A 19549-nucleotide genomic window follows, 5' to 3' on the forward strand; every position below is an offset into this window, starting at 1 on the left:
CGCGGCGGGGGCGGCGATGGCGACGGCGAGTGCAACTACCGCCAGCAGCGCACCCGCCCGGGCCACGCCGCGCCGGGTACCCGTAGCGATGCCCGAGTCGGAGTCCTCCAGGGCCTCGGCCACGCGCTCGCGCCGGCCTCGCTGTGCGGCCAGCGCCCACGTCCCGAGCACACCGGTCACAAGCAACGCGCCTATGGCGGCGGGCAGGGGCGCGTCCGCGTCACCCCAGGCGAGGCCGATGGCCGCCGCACCCAGGACTACGAATCCGGCCAGATGGAGCCGGTCCGCCGCGACGGCACGAGTTGCCAGCACCCCACCGGTCAGCCCGGTCAGCCACGGCAGGACCGTCATGGCGGAGAAGGCGGTCAATGGCAGCGGTAGGGTGAGCGCATCGCGCCACACGGTGACGGTGGCGGACAGGACCGTATGCACCCCGTGCAGGTTGTGGCCAACGTCGGGCAGCAGCAAGGGGGCGAGCAGCACGTGGGCCGTCGCCGCGACGGCGAGCGTGGGCAGCGCCGACAGGTGGGCGCGGGCGGTGGCCAGGCCGATGACCACGCCCAGCATGACTCCGACCGCGGCGACGAGCGCGCCGACCGTGGAGCCGAAGGGAACGATGAAGGGCACGGTGCCGATCAGCAGCAGCACGGTGACCAGCAACTGGTAGAGCCAGCGCTTTCCAAGCAGGGTGCTCATACCGCCCTCCGCATCACCGCGGGGAGCGTCTCCAGGCGGTCCAGGTCGAAGGCGGCGAGAGTGCCCAGGGTGCGGCGTCCGAATGGGCGGGACCCACAGCGCAGTGCAATCACCACCGTGTCCACCGGGGTGATGGTGCGCACGCGCCCCAGCACGGTGTCCTCGCAGCGCTGACCGGTGACCAGCACCATCACGGAGGCCTCCGGGTGGCGGGTCGTGGCTTGTCGGGCCAGCTCGTCGCAGCCGTAGGCGTCGGGTGTCTCCGTCAGCAGGCAGGAGGCGTCCAGCAGGCGCATGCCGGTGGCGGTCGGCAGCGTCTCGGTTTGAGTGAGGACGGTGACCTCGCGGCCGTCGGAGATGGCGTTCAGTGCCAGTGAGCAGGCCACCGAGATGGCGGTCTCGAAGTCCTCGGTGGTTTCGTAAGCGTCGGGCCGGGTGTCCAGGAGCACCAGTAGGTTGGCCCGATGCGTCTCCTCGAACTGACGCACCATGAGCCGGCCGGTGCGGGCCGTGGTGCGCCAGTGGACGTTGCGGCGGTCGTCCCCGGGCACGTAGTCACGCAGTGCATGGAAGGACACGTCAGAACTTGACAGCTCCTGGGTGACGGCGCCCTCGACGTCGCGCATGATTCCGCGCAGGGTCACGCCCAGCCGAATCGTGCGCGGATGAATGTGTACGGTCTGCGCCTCGGTGCGATTGCGCTCGCGGCGCAGTAGGCCGACCGGGTCGGAGTTGACCGAGATGACCGGGCCGACGGTGACGACGCTGCGGCGGGCCGTGGGCAGGATGAAGCCGCGTTCGTGGTCGCCTCCCGGGGGCAGCGTGGGCACGGCGAATACGGCGTTGGCGGCTCCCACGGGCATCTCCATGCGGGTGGGCAGCAGCGGGTGGCCGGTGGGGTTGTGCACGGTCACGTGGACGATGGCGTTGTCCCCGACCGTGACGCGCCGCTCGAACAGCTCGTGGTGAACGGTGTGTCCGCCGCGCGGCAGCAGCCACAGCCACGCGGTGGCGACGACAACGCCCAGCACCACGGCGGCGGCCCATGCCTCCTGCCAGCCGGCCCGAACCCCGCCGGCGACGCAGATACCCAGCAGCAGCAGACACGCCCAGCCGGTTGAGGTGACCACGGCCAGGCTGTGGCGCGTAGCCGTGACCACCCTCCAGCTGCGCCACCGGGAGGTGCCGGAGCGGATCCGGGCGGTGGCGGTGCGGGCGGTCCGCAGTGTCTCCTGCACGGTGTTATGCATGGCGGAGGGCGTGTCTGCTTGTGTCTGCGGGGGCGAAGCGGGGCTGACCATGAGTGTTCGATCAGCGGGTGGTGGGGGCGGGCACGTCGGCGAGCGCACGGGTGATGACCCCGGCGGCGGTGGCGCCGGAGAAGGCGGCGTCGGGGTCCATGACCAGGCGGTGCGCCCATACCACCTCGGCGAGTTCCTTGACGTCGTCCGGCAGCACGTAGGGGCGCCCCTGGGAGGCCGCCCACACGCGTGTCACCCGGGCCATGGCGATGGCGCCACGGGTGGATACACCCAGCTGCGTGTCCGGGGATTCGCGGGTGGCCTCCACCAGGGCACCGATGTAATCCAGGATCGAGTCCTCCACATGGTTCTGTGACGCGATGTCTGACATGGAGGCGATCGCACCGGAGGTGATGATGGCCTCCAGGCCGCGGGAGCGGTCGGGGTGGTCCGAGCCCGCCAGGATGTTGGTGAGGGCCTCTCGACTGGGGTAGCCGATAGAGGTCTTCATCAGGAAGCGGTCCAGCTGCGCCTCGGGCAGCCGGTAGGTGCCGGCCTGCTCAATGGGGTTCTGGGTGGCGATCACCATAAAGGGACGGCCGGTCTCGTGCTGCACGCCGTCGACGGTGACCGTCGACTCCTCCATGACCTCCAGCAGGGCGGACTGGGTCTTGGGGGAGGCGCGGTTGATCTCGTCGGCCAGGACCACGGAGGCGAAGACCGGACCGGGGTGGAACTCCCAGGCGGTGGTCTTCTGGTTGTAGATGGTGACGCCGGTGATGTCCGACGGCAGCAGGTCCGGGGTGAACTGGATGCGCGAGTGGCTGCCCTGCACGCTGGCGGCCAGGGCACGGGCCAGTGCCGTCTTGCCGGTGCCGGGGGCGTCTTCCAGCAGGAGGTGCCCCTCGGCGAGCATGGTGGTCAGCGCCAGGCGGATCACGTCTTGCTTGCCGAGTAGGGCCTCGCCGACGTTGTCCACCACCTTGTCAAAGGTTTCGGCGAACCACGTCGCGTTCTCCTGGGTCATGGGCATGGGTGTTTGAGTCTCCTAATGAAGTAGTCCGCTGAGCGGTTGACCGGGTGCGCCTTGCGCTCCGCGGTCGTCAGTTGGTGGTGCAGGTAACCGTCTGATTCGGGTTATTGGTGGCGTGCGGGAAGGTGTGTCGGGCGGTGCCGTCGGAGCCGACGAAGAACTCCTCCGTCCAGGTGGGGTGGGCGCCGTTCGAGTCCTCGTAGCTGTAGCGGCAGTAGACGCGGCTGTCGGGCTCGAAGCCCCAGACGTCGACCACCAGGTGGTAGCAGGGCGCGTTCCTGCTCAGGCCGCGGGCGTAGTCATCGGCGGTGCAGGTGACGCCCTCGATGCTCTTGTCGGTGAGGATCGGGAAGGCGTTGTTGGCGGGAATCGGCTTGGTCGTCGGCTGCGGCTGCGGCACCGTGACCGCGTTGGAGCGCACCGTGGTGGAGACGTTGGACTTGTCGCCGTCCACCACCGTGCGCGCCTCCACGTAGTAGGTGGCGCCCGGAGTCAGGCCGGAGAAGGAGGTGTTGTCATCATCCCAGCCCTTGACCTGGTTGCCGGCAGAGTCGACCAGGCGGTACTCGATCTGCAGCTCGCCCGCATCCCAGCCGTTGTTGCTGGAGGCGAGGGTGGAGGCGGTGGTGATCTTGATTCCGGTAGTGCCGCTGGCCGCGGCCACCGGCGCCGACGGTGCACCGGGCTTGCCGGTGATGCGGAAGCTCTTAGAGCCCGGCGTGGAGGTGGCCGAGCCGGCCTGGTTGACAGCGGTGACGGTCACCGAGACGGCGTGCGTGCCCGTCCCCAGCGAGACCGGTACGGACACCGAGGTGCTGGCGCCGGCCTTGACCGTCTGCATGGCCGAACCGGAGATGGCGACGGTGTAGCTGACGGCGTCACCGTTGCTAGCCGCGGCGCTCCAACTGATGCTCAAGTTGCTTCCGTCCCAGCCGATGCTGGGTGTGCCCGGTTTGCCCGGGGCGCCGTAGACACTGGCGCTGCCGGCCGACGTGGCCCAGGCGGACTGCCCGGAGCCGGACACGACCGCCCGCACGCGGGCGGTGTAGTTGCCCGGTTTCAAGGACCCGAAGGTCGCCGAAGTCCCGGAGACCGTCTGGGTGGAGGACACGCTGCCGTCTTGCAGCAGCTGCACCTCATAGGTGATGGAAACCCCGCTGATGGGGGTGGCTGCGCCCCAGGAGACCGTCACGGAGCCGTTCCCTCCGGTCAGGCTCACGCCGGTGGGTGCATCCGGGGTGACGGTCAGGGTTACCGGGGCGGAGGCAGCTGAAGGTGCGGAGTCTCCGGCGGCGTTGGTGGCCACCACCTGGAAGGAGTAGGTGCCGCCCGCCGTCAGGCCGGTGGCGGCGCAGGGGGAGCCGGTGCACCGCCAGGAGCCGGCCCCGTTCACCTCGGTGACGGTGTAACCGGTGATCGCGGAGCCGTTGTCCGCCCCCGGCACCCAGGACACATTCATGGCGGTGGCGCCGGACGGGCTGGCCGAGGCCCCGGTGGGGGCGTTCGGCACGGCGGTGACCGTGACGGTGACCGTGCCGGTGACGGCACGCGAGGCGGAGCCGGTGGCGTCCAGCACCTCGTAGCGGACCACCAGGCGGCCCGCGAAGCCGGCCCCGGGCGTGATGGTGAGCGTGGTGCCGGAGGTGGTCACGTCCCCGGTGCCGGAGGTGACCTGCGGGGAGCCGGACAGGGTGATCGGCTGATCGGGGAAGGGGTTGGTCACCAGCGTGGCGACGTCGATGCTGACGGGAGAGCTGTCGGAGGTCAGCACGGCCGGCGCCGTCGTCATCAGCGGCTGGGTGGATTCGGAGACCCGCAGCGGCAGCTGGCCGATCACCGGGTCGCTATTGCCATCGTCCACCGTCACCGGCAGGGTGCCGGTGGTGCCCGCCGCCGTGCCGGCCTCGGCCGATACCGACACGGTTGAGCCGGACAACGAGGCGGTGAAGCCGGCGGGGGCGGAACCGATCGAGAAGGAGAGTTCGTCGCCGTCGGCGTCCTGGGTCATTGCCGACAAGTCGACGGTGACGGCGTCCTCTCCGGCGGCCACGATCACTTCGGTGGGGGTGAAGCCGGGGGGAGTGTTCCCGGTGGCCTCCACCACCACCGGCAGGGTCAGGTTGGAGGACAGGGCGCCGTCGCCGCCAGAGTCCGTCACCGTCAGGGTCACGGAGGTCTGCCCGGAGAAGCCCGCGGCGGTAGTCAGGTCCAGGGAGGCGCCACCGCCGGACACCGCGGCCTCATCCAGACCGGTTCCGGTGCGTACCGTCGCGTCGTCGGCGACCGTGGGCGTCGTGCCGACGCGGGTGAGGATGTAGTCGGCCAGATCCACGGTAGTGGTGGCGTCCGCCGGAATGCGTACCGGGATGGCGGCCGAATCCAGCCGCGGGCGCAGGTCGTCGCGGGAGGGGATGACGATGACGGCGTTCCCGGTCAGCCCGTCCTGGTCGGTAATGGTGTACAGCACCAGGTGCTGCTCGGCGCCGACGCTGACCCGGATGGAGGAGTCGACCACCTCGGCGGTCGGGTCCGCGGTCGTGACCGTCAGGTCCCAGGGGGAGCCGTCGGCGTCCTGGTCGTTGTCCAGCACGGACACGGTCGCCATGCCGTCGGCGTCCACCTGGTCCACCGTGACGTAGTCGTCCACGCCGATGGGGCTGATCAGGGGAGCGTCGGCCAGCACCTGGTAGGTGATGGTGCCCACGTCCATGCCGCCGCGTCCGTCGGCGACCCGGTAGTGGGCCGTATACACACCCTCCGTGCCGGGCAGGTCTGCCACCGCCCGCCCGGAGCGCATGGAGGTCGTCAGTGCCGGATCATCGCTCAGGGGAGCGTCCTCCATGGCGAGGGTGTCGCCGTCGGCGTCGAAGTCATTGGAGACGACGTCGGTGACCACGGTGCGGCCGGGCTGGGCCACCACCAGGTCGTCGGTGGCCACCGGAGCCGTGTTCGTCTCGGGCGCTGCGGCCACGCCCACGCGCACGGTCCCGGTGGCCTGCGCCCCGAAGCGGTCCTCGACCGTGTAGGTGAAGGTGTCGGTGCCGGTGGCACCCTCGTGGGGGTTGTAGGTCAGGTAGGTGGAGGCGGCCTCCACGGTTCCCGACGTCGGGGTCTGGGCCAGTCCCACCAGGCTGACGGAGTCGCCGTCGGGGTCGATCCCGTCCAGCGGCACGGTGATGGCCACCGCCGAGCCGGCGACGGTGCTGGCCTCCAGGCTCTGCGGGACCGGAGCGGCGTTGGCGGCGTCGTCGCGGGCGCGCACCTCGATGTCGATCTGGCCGAAGGCGCTCTGCCCCTGGGCGTCGGAGACCGTGTAGGACAGGGTCGTGCGGCCCGGGGTGTCGTCGGCCTTGAAGCGGACCACGTCGCCGCTGGTCCAGGCGGTGCCCAGGTCCGCGCCCGCCACTCCGAGCTCATCCGCGACGCTCAGGGCCAGTCCCGAGGGGGAGGTGTCGTTGTCCAGTACGGACACGGTCACCACGTCGCCCACGCGCACCACGGCGGAGTCGGGGCTCGCAATCGGCACCTGCAACTCGGCGGTGGTGACCGGGACCACGGTCATGTGGCCGGTGGCGGAGGCGGTCCCGTTGGAGACCGTGTACTCCACCTCCACACTCTGCCCGATCGCGCCGGCGGCGGACACCTGCAGCAGGGAGTGGTCCACCACCGTGACGCTCACCCCCGACTGGTCGGGGGCGCTTGCCGACTGCAGCACCAGGACGCCGCCCGCGGGGTCGAAGTCGTTGTTCAGCGGCGCGACCGTGGCGGAGCCGCCCTCCCGCAGCAGCACGGTGTCGTTCTCCGTGACCGGGGGGACGTCCGGCTCGGAGGGCTCGACCACGTCTGCGCGCACGATCCCCTGGGCCACGGCGGAGCCGGCGGTGACATCGTAGGTGACGTAGTAGGTGCCGGCCTGCTCGGCGGAGAAGGTGAAGGTGCCGGCCTGCTGGTTGACCTCCAGGCTCGTGCCGGCGGGAGTCTCCTCCACACCCGCCAGGCTGAGCGGGTCGCCGGTGGGGGAGACGTCGTTGTCCAGGGGGGAGACCACGGTGGATGTCCCGGCGACCACCAGCACGTGGTCGGCGTTGGCAATGGGGGCGACCGAGTCGGCGGACTGCACGTCCACCGTTACGGTGCCAGAGGCGGCCTGCTGCCCGTCGGAGACGACCACGGTCAGGGCGCGGGTGCCGACGGCGCCGGAGGTGTCCCGTACGGTGACGGTGCCCTCATTGGTGGTGTGCACGTCGAAGCCCTCGCCCTGTGCGGATACGAGGTAGAGGGTATCGCCATCGGGGTCGAGCCAGTTTCCCAGCACGCCTAGGGATCCGGAGGCGTCGGCGGCGATCACCAGCGTTGGGGTGGAGATCTGCTCGGGGGCGTTGTTGACGCTCCAGTCGTGTACCTCCACGGTGGCGACCGCGGAGTCGGCGCCGCCGCGCCCGTCGGAGGCGGTGTAGGGGACGGTATAGGTGCCGGTGGCATCCTCGGGTACGTCGATGCGCAGCGCCAGGCCGGACTGGGAGGAGGCCACCTGGGCGGTGCCGGTGTCCCCCGGTTCGGCGCTGAGTACGTCGCCGTCCGGGTCGGAGTCGTTGGCCAGCACCTGCAGCACGGTAGAGCGTCCGGGACGTACGCCCAGGGTGTCGTCATTGGCCTGGGGCGGGTGGTTCTCCTCGGTGCGTTCGGGCTGAGACTGGGCGTCGGAGGTCTCTGCCGATTCGTCCTTGTCGTCGGACTGGTCGTCCGTCTGGGAGGTGATATCGGTCCAGTCCTCCACTAGAACCAGATTCTCGTCGGGCAGCCACACGGTTCCCCGGGTGATGTCGTTGAGGACAATCGCGTCCCGGTTCACACGGAACGTGGGCCGGGAGGAGGAAGCCAGGGCGTCGTCGCTGACGGTTTCCACATCGTCGCCACACTGTCGCAGGAAGTGGCCGGAGCCGGACCAGGCCCCGTAGAGGCAGTCCCCCAGGCGTACCGGCTGGGCGGCGACGCCGGGAGTTGTCTCTCCGTCGGCAGAGGCCGGGATGGTGGTGACCGGTGAGCCGTCCAGCGGGACGGACATTATCGCGGTGCGCGAGGCCACCAGGACGGCGTCGGCGCTCGGACCGGGTTGCTGCAGTACCAGGCCGGAGGCCCCCAGATCCGTGCTCGTCCCGTCCGGCAGGTGCACGATTCCGGTGCCGCGCTCGAGCACCACCGGCTGATCGCCGACGGCGGTGATGGCCAGGTCAGTGGCGTCGGTGAAGCTCAGTGACTGTGCCGAGGCCTTGCCCCAGCCTGAGTGCTCCGCCGGAACTGTGGTCAGTGTGCCGGACCGGGAGGACACGGCATACAGGGAGCCGTCGGTGCCGGCCACGGCCACGATGCCGTGCATGCCCTCGATCAGGGTGGGGGCGGCGGCGAGCAGGTCAACCGCGTCGACGGTGGTGCCGGAGACGGTACCGGCCTCGGCATCCACGGCGAACACCCGGTCCGCGCCCTGCAACACGGTAGTTCCGCCGGTCAGCTGCGTGCTGGTGGATAGTGCCACCGCAGTGGGGTCCACCGCCGCTACCGAGCCGGCCGCCAGGTCGGGGACGAGTACGTCCTCCCCGCTCTGGGTGACGTCGAAGTCCGCGGAGGCCGTGCGAATTGAGCCGTCCACCTGCTTGGACGGGTAGTTCAATCGGGCCACCAGGTGCTCCGCGGTACTGGTCACCCACACCCCGCCGTCGTTGAGCGAGACATCGGCCTGGGGGACGCCGTCGTGCAGCCAGGCGGCAGTGCCCAGACAGAGCGCGGCCAGGCCCGCCAGGGCGGCAGACAGGCCCCGGCGCCGCCTTCGGGACAGCTTGAGGGTTTGCCAGCTGGAGTGGGGGAAACGGCGGTTCGGGGCAGGCATGCCCTTCACCTGCCGGTTGCGCCCGAGTGTGTGGCGATCTCCTGGGTGAGCATGCGCCGCAGCATGCTGGAGGATGTGGTGGGCGTGTAGGGCAGGTAGACGACGGTCGCGCCGACCTCCGCCATCTGCTGCTCCAATCGGTCGCCCTTCTCCGTGCCCTGCCAGTCGGTGCCCTTGAACAGGATGTCGAAGGGCTCGCGCTTCCAGGCCAGGCGCTTGTCCTGATCGAAGTCGGGGACGACGGCGTCGACCACCCGCAGTGCGGCAACCAGTGCCATGCGCTCATCCTGCGGCACGATCGGAGGACGCCCCTTCATGCGCTTGAGGGACTCGTCTGTGGCGACGCCCGCGATCAGACGGTCGCAGCGGGTGGCGGCCGCGGTGAGGATATTGAGGTGTCCGATGTGCAGCATGTCGAATCCGCCGGGTACGTAGCCGGTGATCATCAGTACGCTCCCTTGCCGCCGACGACGGCCTTGAAGGTTGACAGGAAGATGCTGGCGTCCAGGCGGGCGCCTCGGTTTTCAACGTAGTGGCGGTCCAGCGCGACCGTCGAGTCCCAGGACAGGTCGGAGCGGCCCGACACCTGCCACAGGCCGGTCAGACCGGGCTTGACCAGGAGCCGTCGGCGGGCCTCGGCGTCGTACTCGGCGACCTCACTGGGCAGTGCCGGGCGCGGGCCGACCAGGCTCATCTCCCCGCGCACCACATTGATCAGCTGCGGCAGCTCGTCGATGGAGGTGCGGCGGATGAAGCGACCCACCCGAGTGATACGCGGGTCGGTGCGGTTTTTGAACAGTACCTCGTTGCCGACGTCACCCCCGGCGCTCACTACGGCGGCCCGGCGGGCATCGGCATCGGTATACATCGAGCGCAGCTTCCACAGGGTGAAGTGCTTGCCGCCCGCTCCGACCCGGGTCTGGGTGTAGAAGGCGGGGCCGGGGGAGTCCAAACGTACGGCCAGTGCGGCTCCGGCCAGGATCGGCGAGGCGATCAGAAGCAGGAGGCTGCCGGCGATGCGGTCGAACACCTCCTTGGCCAGCAGTCGCGTGCGGCGCAGGCTCACGTCGATCAGACCCGTCCAGCCGTGGGTGACGGGTAGCCCGCGCATGCGTCCGGGCACCACGTCCTGCAGACCGGGGGCGACCACCAGGCGTGCACCGGTCGAAGTCAGGCCACGCATCAGGGTTACGAGATCCTCCGGGCCGACCCCTCCCAGCGTCATTACGACGTCGATGTGCTCGGATCGGATCATCGCGTTGATCGCGTCCTGGTCGCCCAGGCGAGCGGCGGTTCGGGAGCGGTTGGTACTGGAGGAGACGTAGCCGACGATGAGGAAGCCGTCTCCGGGGTGAGAGCGCAGATCACGCAGAATCGGCTCGGCGCCGGGCCCCATCACGATGAGCGTGCGACGCAGGCCGTGCCCCTCCATGCGGCGGGCGCGCAACCAATTGCTTTCGATGGTGCGTCCGACGACTGCCAGCGCGAACTGGGCGGCCAGTGGTGCCAGTACCGCCCCGGCGGAGAGAGCGGGGGCAAGCAGTTGTCCCAGAAGAAGCGTCACGGGCGCGGTGACCAAGGCGGCCAGAGCTACCCGCTCGCTGCCCGAGCGAGCCTGGTCGACAACATCGACGCCCAGGGCGCCCGAGGCCCAGGTGAGTGACACCATCAAGATACCGGCGAGCGCGGTCAGCGCCAGCCGTGATACCCCCCAGCTCAGGCTGATCAGCGCCACCCATACCGGTAGCACCACGGCGGTCAGGTCGCTGAGCATGATCCAGGACAGCAGATCCTGGCGCATGGTCGGCCAGTCGGTGAACAGCGGTGACGTCAGCCGCGGCAGGATCCGTGCTGAGTCCGGGTTCTGGTCGTCATGCCCGGCGGACTGCGGTAGAGACGAAGGGCTGGTCGGGCTGGCCAAGACGACTCCAAGGATGTTTGCGGTTGCTTATGGAAGGCGCGTGAGAGGACGGAGCGGAAGGACCGCTGTAATGACCTGCGGGGGCGCCAGGTAAGGCGCTGGGCGCGGGTTAATTCGTCGATGTCCCGACCGAATCTACTACCTACGCGAGGCTGTTGGGCATGAACGTGAACAGATGCACACAAAGAGACGGCGTGAAGCTAGTGTTCGGGGCGGAGTCGGCGGCGGGGTGCTTCAAGGGTGTGGGTGGTAATCGGTGCGATGATGCGGTTTGCGTGGGGTGTTGGGAGGAGTGTGCCGGGTCGGGGGAGGGCGGTGCGGGGCTGGGCGTAAAAGTAAAGAATTGGTCATGGCGGTGGCGCGGCTGTGACATTACTGAGATTTTTAGCGTGGTGGGCTCGTCGTTTCCGGCCGCATATGAGCGTCGTGCGTCACATTCGGTAACTTTTTTGTAACGCACAGTCACGATTTGCGGCTGTTCGGGAACCTTATTGGATGATTATTCGGCGGCACTAATGCGACTCTTCCGGTTTGAGGTTGTGGGGCGGGGGTTGGGATGGCGTCCGGGGTGTGTGGTTGCTTGCGGTTCGGTCGGCCGACCCCGCGCCTGCTTGGACCGCCGGGCTCTACTCGGACCGGTCAGGCTGCGGTTGGACCGCCCTAGACGCACTCTCAGGCGGTCCAACCGCAGATACGGGGTCCAACTGGAGGAACTCGGTCCAAGTAGGGGCCCGGGACGGGTGCGGGCGCCGGGACCGGCCGGCATCACCGCGGCCTGCCCGCCCACGGCCGCCGTCGGCGCCGAGTGCCGTGCGTGGCGGCCCAAAGTGTCCAGGATCGGCATAAACGACTCCGACGCTGCCCGCGCCCATGGGCAGAACGTTGTAATCATGCGGTTTCAGAAACGGCCCTAGCGGTCGGCGACGGCCTTAGTGCCGAATTCGGACATTTCGCCCCCGGCGGAGCGCCCGGGCACACACCACCCCCGCCAGCACCCAACCCAACCAAGCCCACAACACCCACCCCCACTCCAACAAACCGAACAAGCCCGTTGACAGCGCTCCCGGCTCAGAGATTCTGTGGTTGATTGACGTCGTAGGTGTTCCGGGCATACGCGCGGGGCCGACCGGCGCGCGCCTTGTGAAGTAGCAGCACGATCACCCCTGCGACCAGCCACAGACAGCCGATGACAGCCCAAGTGACCGGCTCGTCAACGGGGACGCCGGTGCTCACAGCCAACAGGCTGGACAGGTGGAATCCACCGTGCGCGCCCACGGCCGCCCAAGTCGAGCCCGAGGCCCAACGTGCCGCCATCGCCGCCGCTCCAAAGCCGAAGGGCATGGCCAGGTAAATGACGCGCTCGCCCCACCCCTCCTGGCCGCCCTGAGAGATCAAGTGCATGACGGTGAAGGCGAGTAGCGATACGGCCGCCGCCGTCCGGGTGGAGCCGAGTGAGCGGAACAACCAACCACGCCACACCAGTTCCTCAGGGATCCCCTGCAGGAAGAACCCCAGAGCGATCTGGATCAGGATCGCGGACCACCACGTGTCGCCCGGCATAGCGGGCTCCTCTCGGGGGACGCCGAGTGCTTCACTTACGGCTCCGGCCATCGGCATGACCGCGAAGGCAACGGCGACCATGCCGACGCACCAGGCCAGTGCGCGCGGACTCGGGCGCATCGCCAGATCGGAGAGGCGAGCGCGGTCCAGGCGAGTGATCAGCAGCCGGGTGCATGCGAATGCACAGAGGGTCGCCGTGGCCATGATCGTGAGGGTGGCCAGGCAGACCGTCAGCAACCCCGCGGGCCCCCAACCGAAGACCTTTCCGTCCAGCAGGGCCTCCACTCCCGGTATGGCCATGATGAGCGTTGGCACCGTGGCGCTCAGCACCATGACCACGATGGCGATCACCACCCGCGCCGCGGCGCCGCCCGGGCCCGGTCGGCTCGTTCGCGCCTCCAACCTCGGTTCCGTGTTGACTTCCGCCCCGGTCATCTCATGCGCGCTCATATAGGTCACGCTAAGTGGCGCGGGTCACCGATTCCAGAGTCGGTATCAATAACCAGGGGCGACACGCCGCGGATTCAGGGACCGGTCCGGGACCTCCCCGAGGGGCCCTACCGTCCCGGAGCCGTGCGGGGCTCCGGATATGGTTCAAGGGCATGAGCCGAATGGTCAGGCCGAGTAAGGCCAAGGCGGGCAACAAGATCGCGGTGCTGTCACCGTCGCCGGCGATGCCCGTACCGGCCTCCGACGTAAGTGCCGCCCCCTCAAGGGCCGTCCCGCCTGGCGCGTACGCGTGGGCGATTTGGGCAGATACAGCGTCATCTACACGATCGACGACGGCCGACTCGTCGTCGTTGTGGTCACGCCCGGACCCCGCGGCGACGCATATCGCTGACCGGGCCGCCCGGGACGGCGCGAGCGAGTAGGCGCCCGCGCGGTCCTACTCGGCCGTTTGTTCCTGCTGCTTGCGCCAGCGGATGCCGGCGTCGATGAATCCGTCGATGTCGCCGTCGAACACGGAGTCGGGGTTGCCGACCTCGTAGCCGGTGCGCAGGTCCTTGACCATCTGGTAGGGGTTGAGCACGTAGGAGCGCATCTGGTCGCCCCAGGAGGCCTTGACGTCACCGGCAAGCTCCTTCTTCTTGGCGTCCTCCTCCTGCTGCTTGAGCAGCAGGAGGCGCGACTGGAGCACGCGCATGGCGGCGGCGCGGTTCTGGATCTGGGACTTCTCATCCTGCATGGACACCACCAGCCCGGTGGGCAGGTGCGTGATGCGCACGGCCGAGTCGGTGGTGTTCACGGACTGGCCGCCGGGACCGGAGGAGCGGAACACGTCGATGCGGATATCCGTCTCGGGGATGTCGATGTGGTCGGTGGACTCGATCAGTGGGATGACTTCGACGGCGGCGAAGGAGGTCTGGCGGCGTCCCTGGTTGTCGAAGGGGCTGATGCGCACCAGGCGGTGGGTGCCACCCTCCACGCTGAGCGTGCCGTAGGCGTAGGGGGCGTGCACCTCGAAGGTGACGGACTTCAGCCCCGCTTCCTCGGCGTAGGAGGTGTTGAGGATCTTGATCGGGTAGTCGTGGCGCTCCGCCCAGCGGGTGTACATGCGCAGCAGCATTTCCGCGAAGTCGGCGGCGTCGACGCCGCCCGCCCCGGAGCGGATGGTAACCACGGCGTCGCGCTGGTCGTACTCGCCGGACAGCAGGGTGCGGATCTCCAGGTCGGACAGGTCCTTGCGCACGCCGGCCAGGTCGCGCTCGGCCTCGGCGAGCAGCTCCGCCGCATCATCACCGGACTCCTCCCCCGCCATCTCGACCATGGTCTCCAGGTCGTCAATACGCCCGCCCAGTGCTTCCACCCGCTTGAGGTCGGCCTGTGCGTGCGCCAGAGCCGAGGTGACTGCCTGGGCGGCGTCGGCGTCGTCCCACAGGTTGGGGGCGGCGGCCTGCTCGGAAAGCTCGGCGATGCGTCCGCGCAGCGCCTCCGGGTCCGTCACGGCGACGACGGAGGCGTAGGTGTGTCGGAGCTGCTCAATCTCGGCGGGAAAGTCTGTGGCCACGGGCCCGAGTCTAGAACAGACCCGGGGCCGGCCCGACAGACGGAATACCAACGGCGATCGCAACGCCATCCTGGGCCGCGCTGCTCGTCCAGCAGGACCGCCGTCACCGGCCGCCCTCCGCAACCTACCCAACGGAGCCGCACTCGCAAGACCGGTTCCGGTTAGGGTGGATACGTGCATGTCGTTCCCTACATCCTCGCGCTGACGCTTGAGGAACACGGCGGGTTGTGCGGGTCCGTCATTCCCTCCGACAACTCCCCGGCATCGTGACGCCTCTCGCCGACACCGCTCGCGGCAGCTCCTCCGACGGCGATGTCCCCGCCGCGGATGCTCCAGCCACCACCGCGACTCCAGCAGGGCTCCCGGCCGCAACCGCCCTGGACTGGCGTCGGCACTGCCGTCTGATCGGGCCCACCCGCTACCGGATTCCGCTCAGCGACGCGGTGCTCACGATTCTGTTGGCGGTCGTAGTGCTGGCCGACTTCACACTGTTGTACACCTGGGGCCCGCACCCGGCCTATGTGGCGAACGTGCTCGTAGCCCTGACGGTGACCGCGGCTCAGCCCTTCCGCCACCATTCCCCCACGGTTTCGGGCGTGGTCGTCTACCTGGCGATGGTGGCCTACGTGGCGCTGCTGCGCATCACCCCGGTCAACCTCGGCCTGTCCCCGATCATCGTGGCGGTGCCGACGGCGTTGCATGCACTCACCCGCTGGGCCGCGGACCGGCGCTGGGGCGTGGCGGGACTGCTGGCCGCACTGGTCGGGGCGGTGATCAACCCGCAGACGGTGTACGCGGTCAACCCCCATACCGCCGACATGTTCAACTATCCGCCCTTCGGGTTCGCCCTGGCCTGCGTGCTCGTAGTGACCGTCACCTACCTGTGGGCGCTCGGTCGACGCTCCGCCGCGGAGTCCGTGGACCGTACCGTCGCCGCAGCATCCCGGCTGGCCGCCGCCCAAGCGGTGTCTGCGGAGCGCCTGGCCGTTGCGCGGGAGCTGCACGATCTGGTCGGCCACGGCCTGACCGTGGTCAAGGTGCAGGCGGATACCGGGCTCGCCCTGGGGACCCCCGAGGCCGCCCGTGATTCCCTTACGGCGGTGCGCGATGCCTCCGCGGCCGCGCTCGCCTCCACCCGCGAACTGGTGGCCCTGTTGCGCAGCTCAACGACTCAGGGGCCGCCGGCCCCGGTGGCGGACCTGACCGCGCTGCCGGAACTGGTGGCACAGGCGCGCGCCACCGGCGTGGAGGTCGAAGCCGCGCTGCCCACTGCGGCCGAACTCGCCGCCTGGAACGACTCCTGGACGGCGTTGCAGCGGCTGACATTGATTCGGGTGGTCACCGAGGGCCTGACCAATGCGGCCAGGCACGGCGACGGCACCGCCCGGATCACCATTGCCCGGCACGACGACAGCTGCCGGGTGCGTATAACCAACCCGTTGCCCGGCGGCGTATCCACTTTGGCCGCGGACGGGGAAAACGGCCGCGAACACGGATATGGACTGACCGGTATGGCCGAGCGGCTGCGTCTGGTCGAGGGCCGGTTGGAGGCCGGCCCGAGCGACGACGCCGGGGCGTGCTTCCTGCTCGACGCCGTCTTCCCGGCTGACTTCAGCCACGACCCCGAGGAGCATCGATGAACCAGGACCGGCTGCGTATCGCCGTCGTCGACGATCAGCAACTCCTGGTCGCGGCCTTCCGTTCCCTGCTGGACGCCCAGGCGGACATGACCGTAGTGGCCACCGCTAATGACGGCCGGGCGGCGCTGGAGTCGCTGCGCCGCGCCAGGGACCGTGGCGAGCCGGCAGACGTGGTGCTGATGGACATCCGCATGCCGGGACTGGACGGCATCGCAACCACGCGGCGGCTGCTATCCGATCCAACCCTGAGCGGCCGCGACGGCGACAGCCCCACACGGGTACTCATGCTCACCACGTTCCAGGAGGAGGAGCTGGTGCTGGGAGCGCTGCGGGCCGGGGCCGCCGGCTTCCTGCTGAAGGACTCCGGCCCGACCGACCTACTGGCGGCCGTTCACGCCGTCGCCGTCGGACAGGCCTGGCTGGACCCGGTAATCACCCCCTACGTACTGCGCGCGCTGGAGGGAGAACCCGAGCAGACCGCAGCCGGTCCGGCGGTGGCAGCGGTCGATTCGGCTGCCACGCCCGTCTCTTCCCCGGTCGACGCGGAGCCCGCCGAACGTCCCGGGGCCGAGGCCGGGCTCCTGCCCGGCGAGACGCTGACCGGCCGCGAGCGCGACGTGCTCGAGCTGGTCTGCCGGGGAATGACCAACCCGGAGATCGCCGCGCGCCTGTACATCGCCGAGTCGACCGTCAAGACCCATGTCAAGGCGCTGCTCGGACACACCGGCTGCCGCAACCGGGTGGAGCTGGTGATCCACGCGCTCAGGTCCGGGATGGTCGACCCAGGCCTGTAGACGGCAACCTCTCTCCCCCTTTCGGAGGAGGCCTTTACGCGGCCGGTGGCTGTGCTCGTGTCCCTTGTGGGGATCCGCCGGCAGGCGCCCGAGCGGATTCTGGCCTCATGGCTACAGCACCATTGTCACCGCCCACGTCGTCTCCCGCTTCCACCGCCGACTCGTCCCGGCCGGCCGCGTACCTCACCGTCCCGCCCGGGCTGGCACTGCGTAATGTGGAGGTGAGCTACGGCAGGCAGAAAGTACTGATGGGGCTCAACCTGACCGCGCGCCCGGGGCGGGTCTACGGTTTGTTGGGGCTCAACGGCGCCGGCAAGTCCACCACCTTCAACACCGCGCTGGGGCTGTTACGGCCCGACGCCGGCTCGATCGAGGTGCTGGGCAGGCCCTTGAGGCGCGAGAGTCTCAGCCACGTGGGGGCGAGCATAAACGGCCCGGCGTTCTATCCGCAGTTGTCCGCCCGCCGCAACCTGCACATCCACTGTCTGCTGACCGGCACCACCGTCGAGGTGATCGACCCGCTGCTGGAACAGGTCGGCCTGGGGCGGGCCGGCCGCAAACGGGCCGGTAGCTTCTCCACCGGTATGAAAGTGCGCCTCGCCCTGGCGATGGCGCTGCTGGGCGACCCGGAGGTGCTGGTGCTGGACGAGCCGCAGAGCGGCCTGGACCCGCAGGGCATCATCTGGCTGCGCGACCTGCTGCGTGAACTGGCCGCGGGTGGACGCACCGTCATCGTGTCCAGCCATGTGCTCGGGGAGATGGCGCGCACCTGTGATGACGTCGGTGTGCTCGCGGGTAGGCGCATGGTCTATGAGGGACCGCTGGCCGAGTTCGCGGTGGCCGGCCAGGACCTGGAGGACGCCTTCCTCGCCGCCGTCACCGGGGCCGCGGACCGCCGTGGGCAGGAGGTGCGGCGATGAGCACTGCAGCCTCAGTTCCCATCACCACCCGAGCGGATTCCCTGCCGGGTGCCCGTCCGGGACGCCTGCCGGGGCTCGGAGCTGTGCTGCGCGCCGAGCTGGGGCGCAGCCGCCGCACCGCTACCTGGGGCATTCCGGTGGCGGTTGTGGTCTTCTCCCTGCACGCCCTGCTGGTGGCGCATGCCGCCCTTACCGCCGACGGCTGGAACGACGGCGTGCTGCCGTGGCTGAACCCCTACCCCGCCGCCTTCGCCCTGCCCATGGGGGCGTTGACCGGTGCCATGGCCGCCTGGCGCGAACGGCGCCACCGGGCGGGAGGGACCGCCTGGCGGGGCGTATCCCCGGCGTTGACCGTGGCGGCGCGCGTGATCGTACTGGCCGCCTCGGCGCTGGCGTCACAGGCGCTCCTCCTGGCCCCGATCGTCATCGACGCACTCATTCGCGGCGCCGGCTGGGGGCCGTGGTGCCAGTACCTGTTGTTCGCCCTGGTGATGTGGGTGTCGGTCACGGGGGCGAGCGTGTGGGGACTGGCGCTGGGCCAGTGGGTCGGCGGCATCGCCGTCGGGCTGGCCCCGGCGCTGGCGCTGGTGTGGTCGGCCGCGGGCGCGCTGCAGGCGGAGGCACCGACCTGGTGGGCGCGGCCGTGGACCTGGGCGATGCGCCCGACCCTGCCGCTGCTGGAGGTGCATGCCAACGGCATCTCCCTGGAGGCGGGCTCACCGGTGTGGGACTACCCGGTGGCGCCGGGTGGGCTGGGAAGTGCCGGGCTGTGCCTGCTCGGCGTCGGCGCGGTGCTGCTGGGCGCCCGGCGGGCAACTAGTTCGCTTGCGGGCGCGCACCGGGCGGTGGGGGCTCTCGCCGTTCGGCGCCTTTTCACTCTTCGCCCACGTTTCTGGGCGCGGACACAGGCCGCCGAACCCGCCTCGACCGGTCTGCTGGATCCGATGCCCGCGCCGGTCTCTTCACCGGACGCCTCGAGCTCTGCGCCGTCCGGGCCCGTCGGACCGGCGCCCACCCCGGGCCATGCTGTTCCCGCCGGGACGACGGCCGTAGCCGACCGAACGGCACACGCACCACAACACAGCCTGTCCCCTGCGGTTCTGGCCGGACTGACATCGCCGGGTTCACGCAGTGCCTTCCGGGCGGTCGGCCTCGGCCTGCCCTGGCGGCCGTGGGCGGTGCTGACGGCCGTGCTGCTGGGGCTCCTGGGACTGACGCAGGCGGTGTACTCCGCCGCTTACGCGCTGCCGCTGTTCACCCTTGCGGGCGCGCCGATTGCCGCCTGGGTGGCGGGGGCGACGGCGTGGCGGGCGCAGGCCGACGCCTGGCGGGGCCTGGTGTTGCGGGCCCGGCCGGCTGCTCTGACGGCGTCGACGTTGACCTGGGCGATGGCGCTGCTGGCCGCGGCGCTGATCCCGGCGTGGGCCATCGCCCGCCTGGGGGCGCCCTTGTTCCCCACCGACTCCGAACTGGGCGGACTGGGCGCGCCCGTGTACATGTTCATGGTGATGCCCTTCGTCGTCTTCATGCTGGCGGCGCTCGCGCATGCGGTGGCGCAGGTGGCCGGCACGGCGGTGACGGTCGGCGTGGGTGTGGGCCTGTTCCTGATGGGCCTGATCATCGACGGCAACGAGGTGCTGGTGGCGACGCCGCTTTGGCAGCTGGCGCCGTGGGGATGGATTCAGACTGCCGCCACCTATCCGGTGCGCTGGGCCGCGATCGCGGCGGCGAGCCTGGCGATCGGCGTGGCCGCCTTCGCCGTCAGCGCCGCTCGCGGCCGCGCCGTCGCCACCCGGCAGACCGAATAGCTCGCTCCCGCCGAGGCCGGCGCCGCCACGGCTTCACCCGCGCG

General features: G+C 69.9%; 11 protein-coding genes and 1 pseudogene. 4 read left to right on the forward strand and 8 right to left on the reverse strand.

Annotation, left to right across the window (positions count from 1 at the left end; genetic code table 11):
• From BN1056_RS13530 to prfB, 8 genes and pseudogenes are all read right to left on the reverse strand, one after another.
• Nucleotides 1-696: pseudogene (locus tag BN1056_RS13530) on the reverse strand (transglutaminase-like domain-containing protein); the annotation flags it as partial.
• Entirely contained in the window at nucleotides 693-1946 is a 1254-nt protein-coding gene (locus BN1056_RS13535; RefSeq protein WP_210582071.1) for a DUF58 domain-containing protein, read from the reverse strand. The gene BN1056_RS13535 and the pseudogene BN1056_RS13530, both read right to left, overlap by 4 nt.
• A gap of 61 nt (nucleotides 1947-2007) precedes the next feature.
• On the reverse strand, nucleotides 2008-2970 hold the full coding sequence (locus BN1056_RS13540; protein ID WP_210582073.1) for an AAA family ATPase: 963 nt from the start codon (nucleotides 2968-2970) through the stop codon (nucleotides 2008-2010).
• 70 nt (nucleotides 2971-3040) lie between these two features.
• Nucleotides 3041-8854, reverse strand: coding sequence for an Ig-like domain-containing protein (locus tag BN1056_RS13545; RefSeq protein ID WP_210582075.1), 5814 nt, complete (start codon nucleotides 8852-8854; stop codon nucleotides 3041-3043).
• A gap of 5 nt (nucleotides 8855-8859) precedes the next feature.
• Complete coding sequence (locus BN1056_RS13550; protein ID WP_073328280.1) at nucleotides 8860-9300, reverse strand: FAD synthase family protein; 441 nt, start codon at nucleotides 9298-9300, stop codon at nucleotides 8860-8862.
• Nucleotides 9300-10775: a sugar transferase gene (locus tag BN1056_RS13555; RefSeq protein ID WP_244671734.1), complete on the reverse strand. Its 1476-nt coding sequence runs from the start codon at nucleotides 10773-10775 to the stop codon at nucleotides 9300-9302. The genes BN1056_RS13550 and BN1056_RS13555 overlap by 1 nt, the downstream gene beginning before the upstream one ends.
• Nucleotides 10776-11843: 1068 nt before the next feature.
• A complete protein-coding gene (locus BN1056_RS13560; protein WP_210582077.1) occupies nucleotides 11844-12785 on the reverse strand; it encodes a CPBP family intramembrane glutamic endopeptidase in 942 nt (313 codons plus the stop codon).
• A 436-nt stretch (nucleotides 12786-13221) separates the two neighbouring features.
• Entirely contained in the window at nucleotides 13222-14343 is a 1122-nt protein-coding gene (gene prfB / locus BN1056_RS13565; protein WP_210582079.1) for a peptide chain release factor 2, read from the reverse strand.
• A 266-nt stretch (nucleotides 14344-14609) separates the two neighbouring features.
• Between prfB and BN1056_RS13570 the strand changes: the two genes are divergently transcribed.
• From BN1056_RS13570 to BN1056_RS13585, 4 genes are all read left to right on the forward strand, one after another.
• Nucleotides 14610-15983, forward strand: coding sequence for a sensor histidine kinase (locus BN1056_RS13570; RefSeq protein ID WP_210582081.1), 1374 nt, complete (start codon nucleotides 14610-14612; stop codon nucleotides 15981-15983).
• Nucleotides 15980-16777, forward strand: coding sequence for a response regulator (locus BN1056_RS13575; protein ID WP_210582083.1), 798 nt, complete (start codon nucleotides 15980-15982; stop codon nucleotides 16775-16777). Before BN1056_RS13570 ends, BN1056_RS13575 begins: the two co-directional genes overlap by 4 nt.
• Before the next feature lie 107 nt (nucleotides 16778-16884).
• Nucleotides 16885-17697: an ABC transporter ATP-binding protein gene (locus BN1056_RS13580; RefSeq protein WP_210582085.1), complete on the forward strand. Its 813-nt coding sequence runs from the start codon at nucleotides 16885-16887 to the stop codon at nucleotides 17695-17697.
• Entirely contained in the window at nucleotides 17694-19505 is a 1812-nt protein-coding gene (locus BN1056_RS13585) for an ABC-2 family transporter permease (RefSeq protein WP_210582093.1), read from the forward strand. The genes BN1056_RS13580 and BN1056_RS13585 overlap by 4 nt, the downstream gene beginning before the upstream one ends.
• The last annotated feature ends 44 nt before the right edge of the window (nucleotides 19506-19549 follow it).

Origin of the sequence: Actinomyces succiniciruminis (genome assembly GCF_900002405.1) — a bacterium.
Lineage (GTDB): Bacteria > Actinomycetota > Actinomycetes > Actinomycetales > Actinomycetaceae > Actinomyces > Actinomyces succiniciruminis.

Bases quoted from the DNA above. Each gene is read 5' to 3' on its own strand.
- BN1056_RS13535 (WP_210582071.1), bottom strand. From the start codon at position 1,946: ATGCATAACACCGTGCAGGAGACACTGCGGACCGCCCGCACCGCCACC.
- BN1056_RS13540 (WP_210582073.1), bottom strand. From the start codon at position 2,970: ATGCCCATGACCCAGGAGAACGCGACGTGGTTCGCCGAAACCTTTGAC.
- BN1056_RS13580 (WP_210582085.1), top strand. From the start codon at position 16,885: ATGGCTACAGCACCATTGTCACCGCCCACGTCGTCTCCCGCTTCCACC.
- BN1056_RS13560 (WP_210582077.1), bottom strand. From the start codon at position 12,785: ATGAGCGCGCATGAGATGACCGGGGCGGAAGTCAACACGGAACCGAGG.
- BN1056_RS13550 (WP_073328280.1), bottom strand. From the start codon at position 9,300: ATGATCACCGGCTACGTACCCGGCGGATTCGACATGCTGCACATCGGA.
- BN1056_RS13585 (WP_210582093.1), top strand. From the start codon at position 17,694: ATGAGCACTGCAGCCTCAGTTCCCATCACCACCCGAGCGGATTCCCTG.
- BN1056_RS13575 (WP_210582083.1), top strand. From the start codon at position 15,980: ATGAACCAGGACCGGCTGCGTATCGCCGTCGTCGACGATCAGCAACTC.
- BN1056_RS13545 (WP_210582075.1), bottom strand. From the start codon at position 8,854: ATGCCTGCCCCGAACCGCCGTTTCCCCCACTCCAGCTGGCAAACCCTC.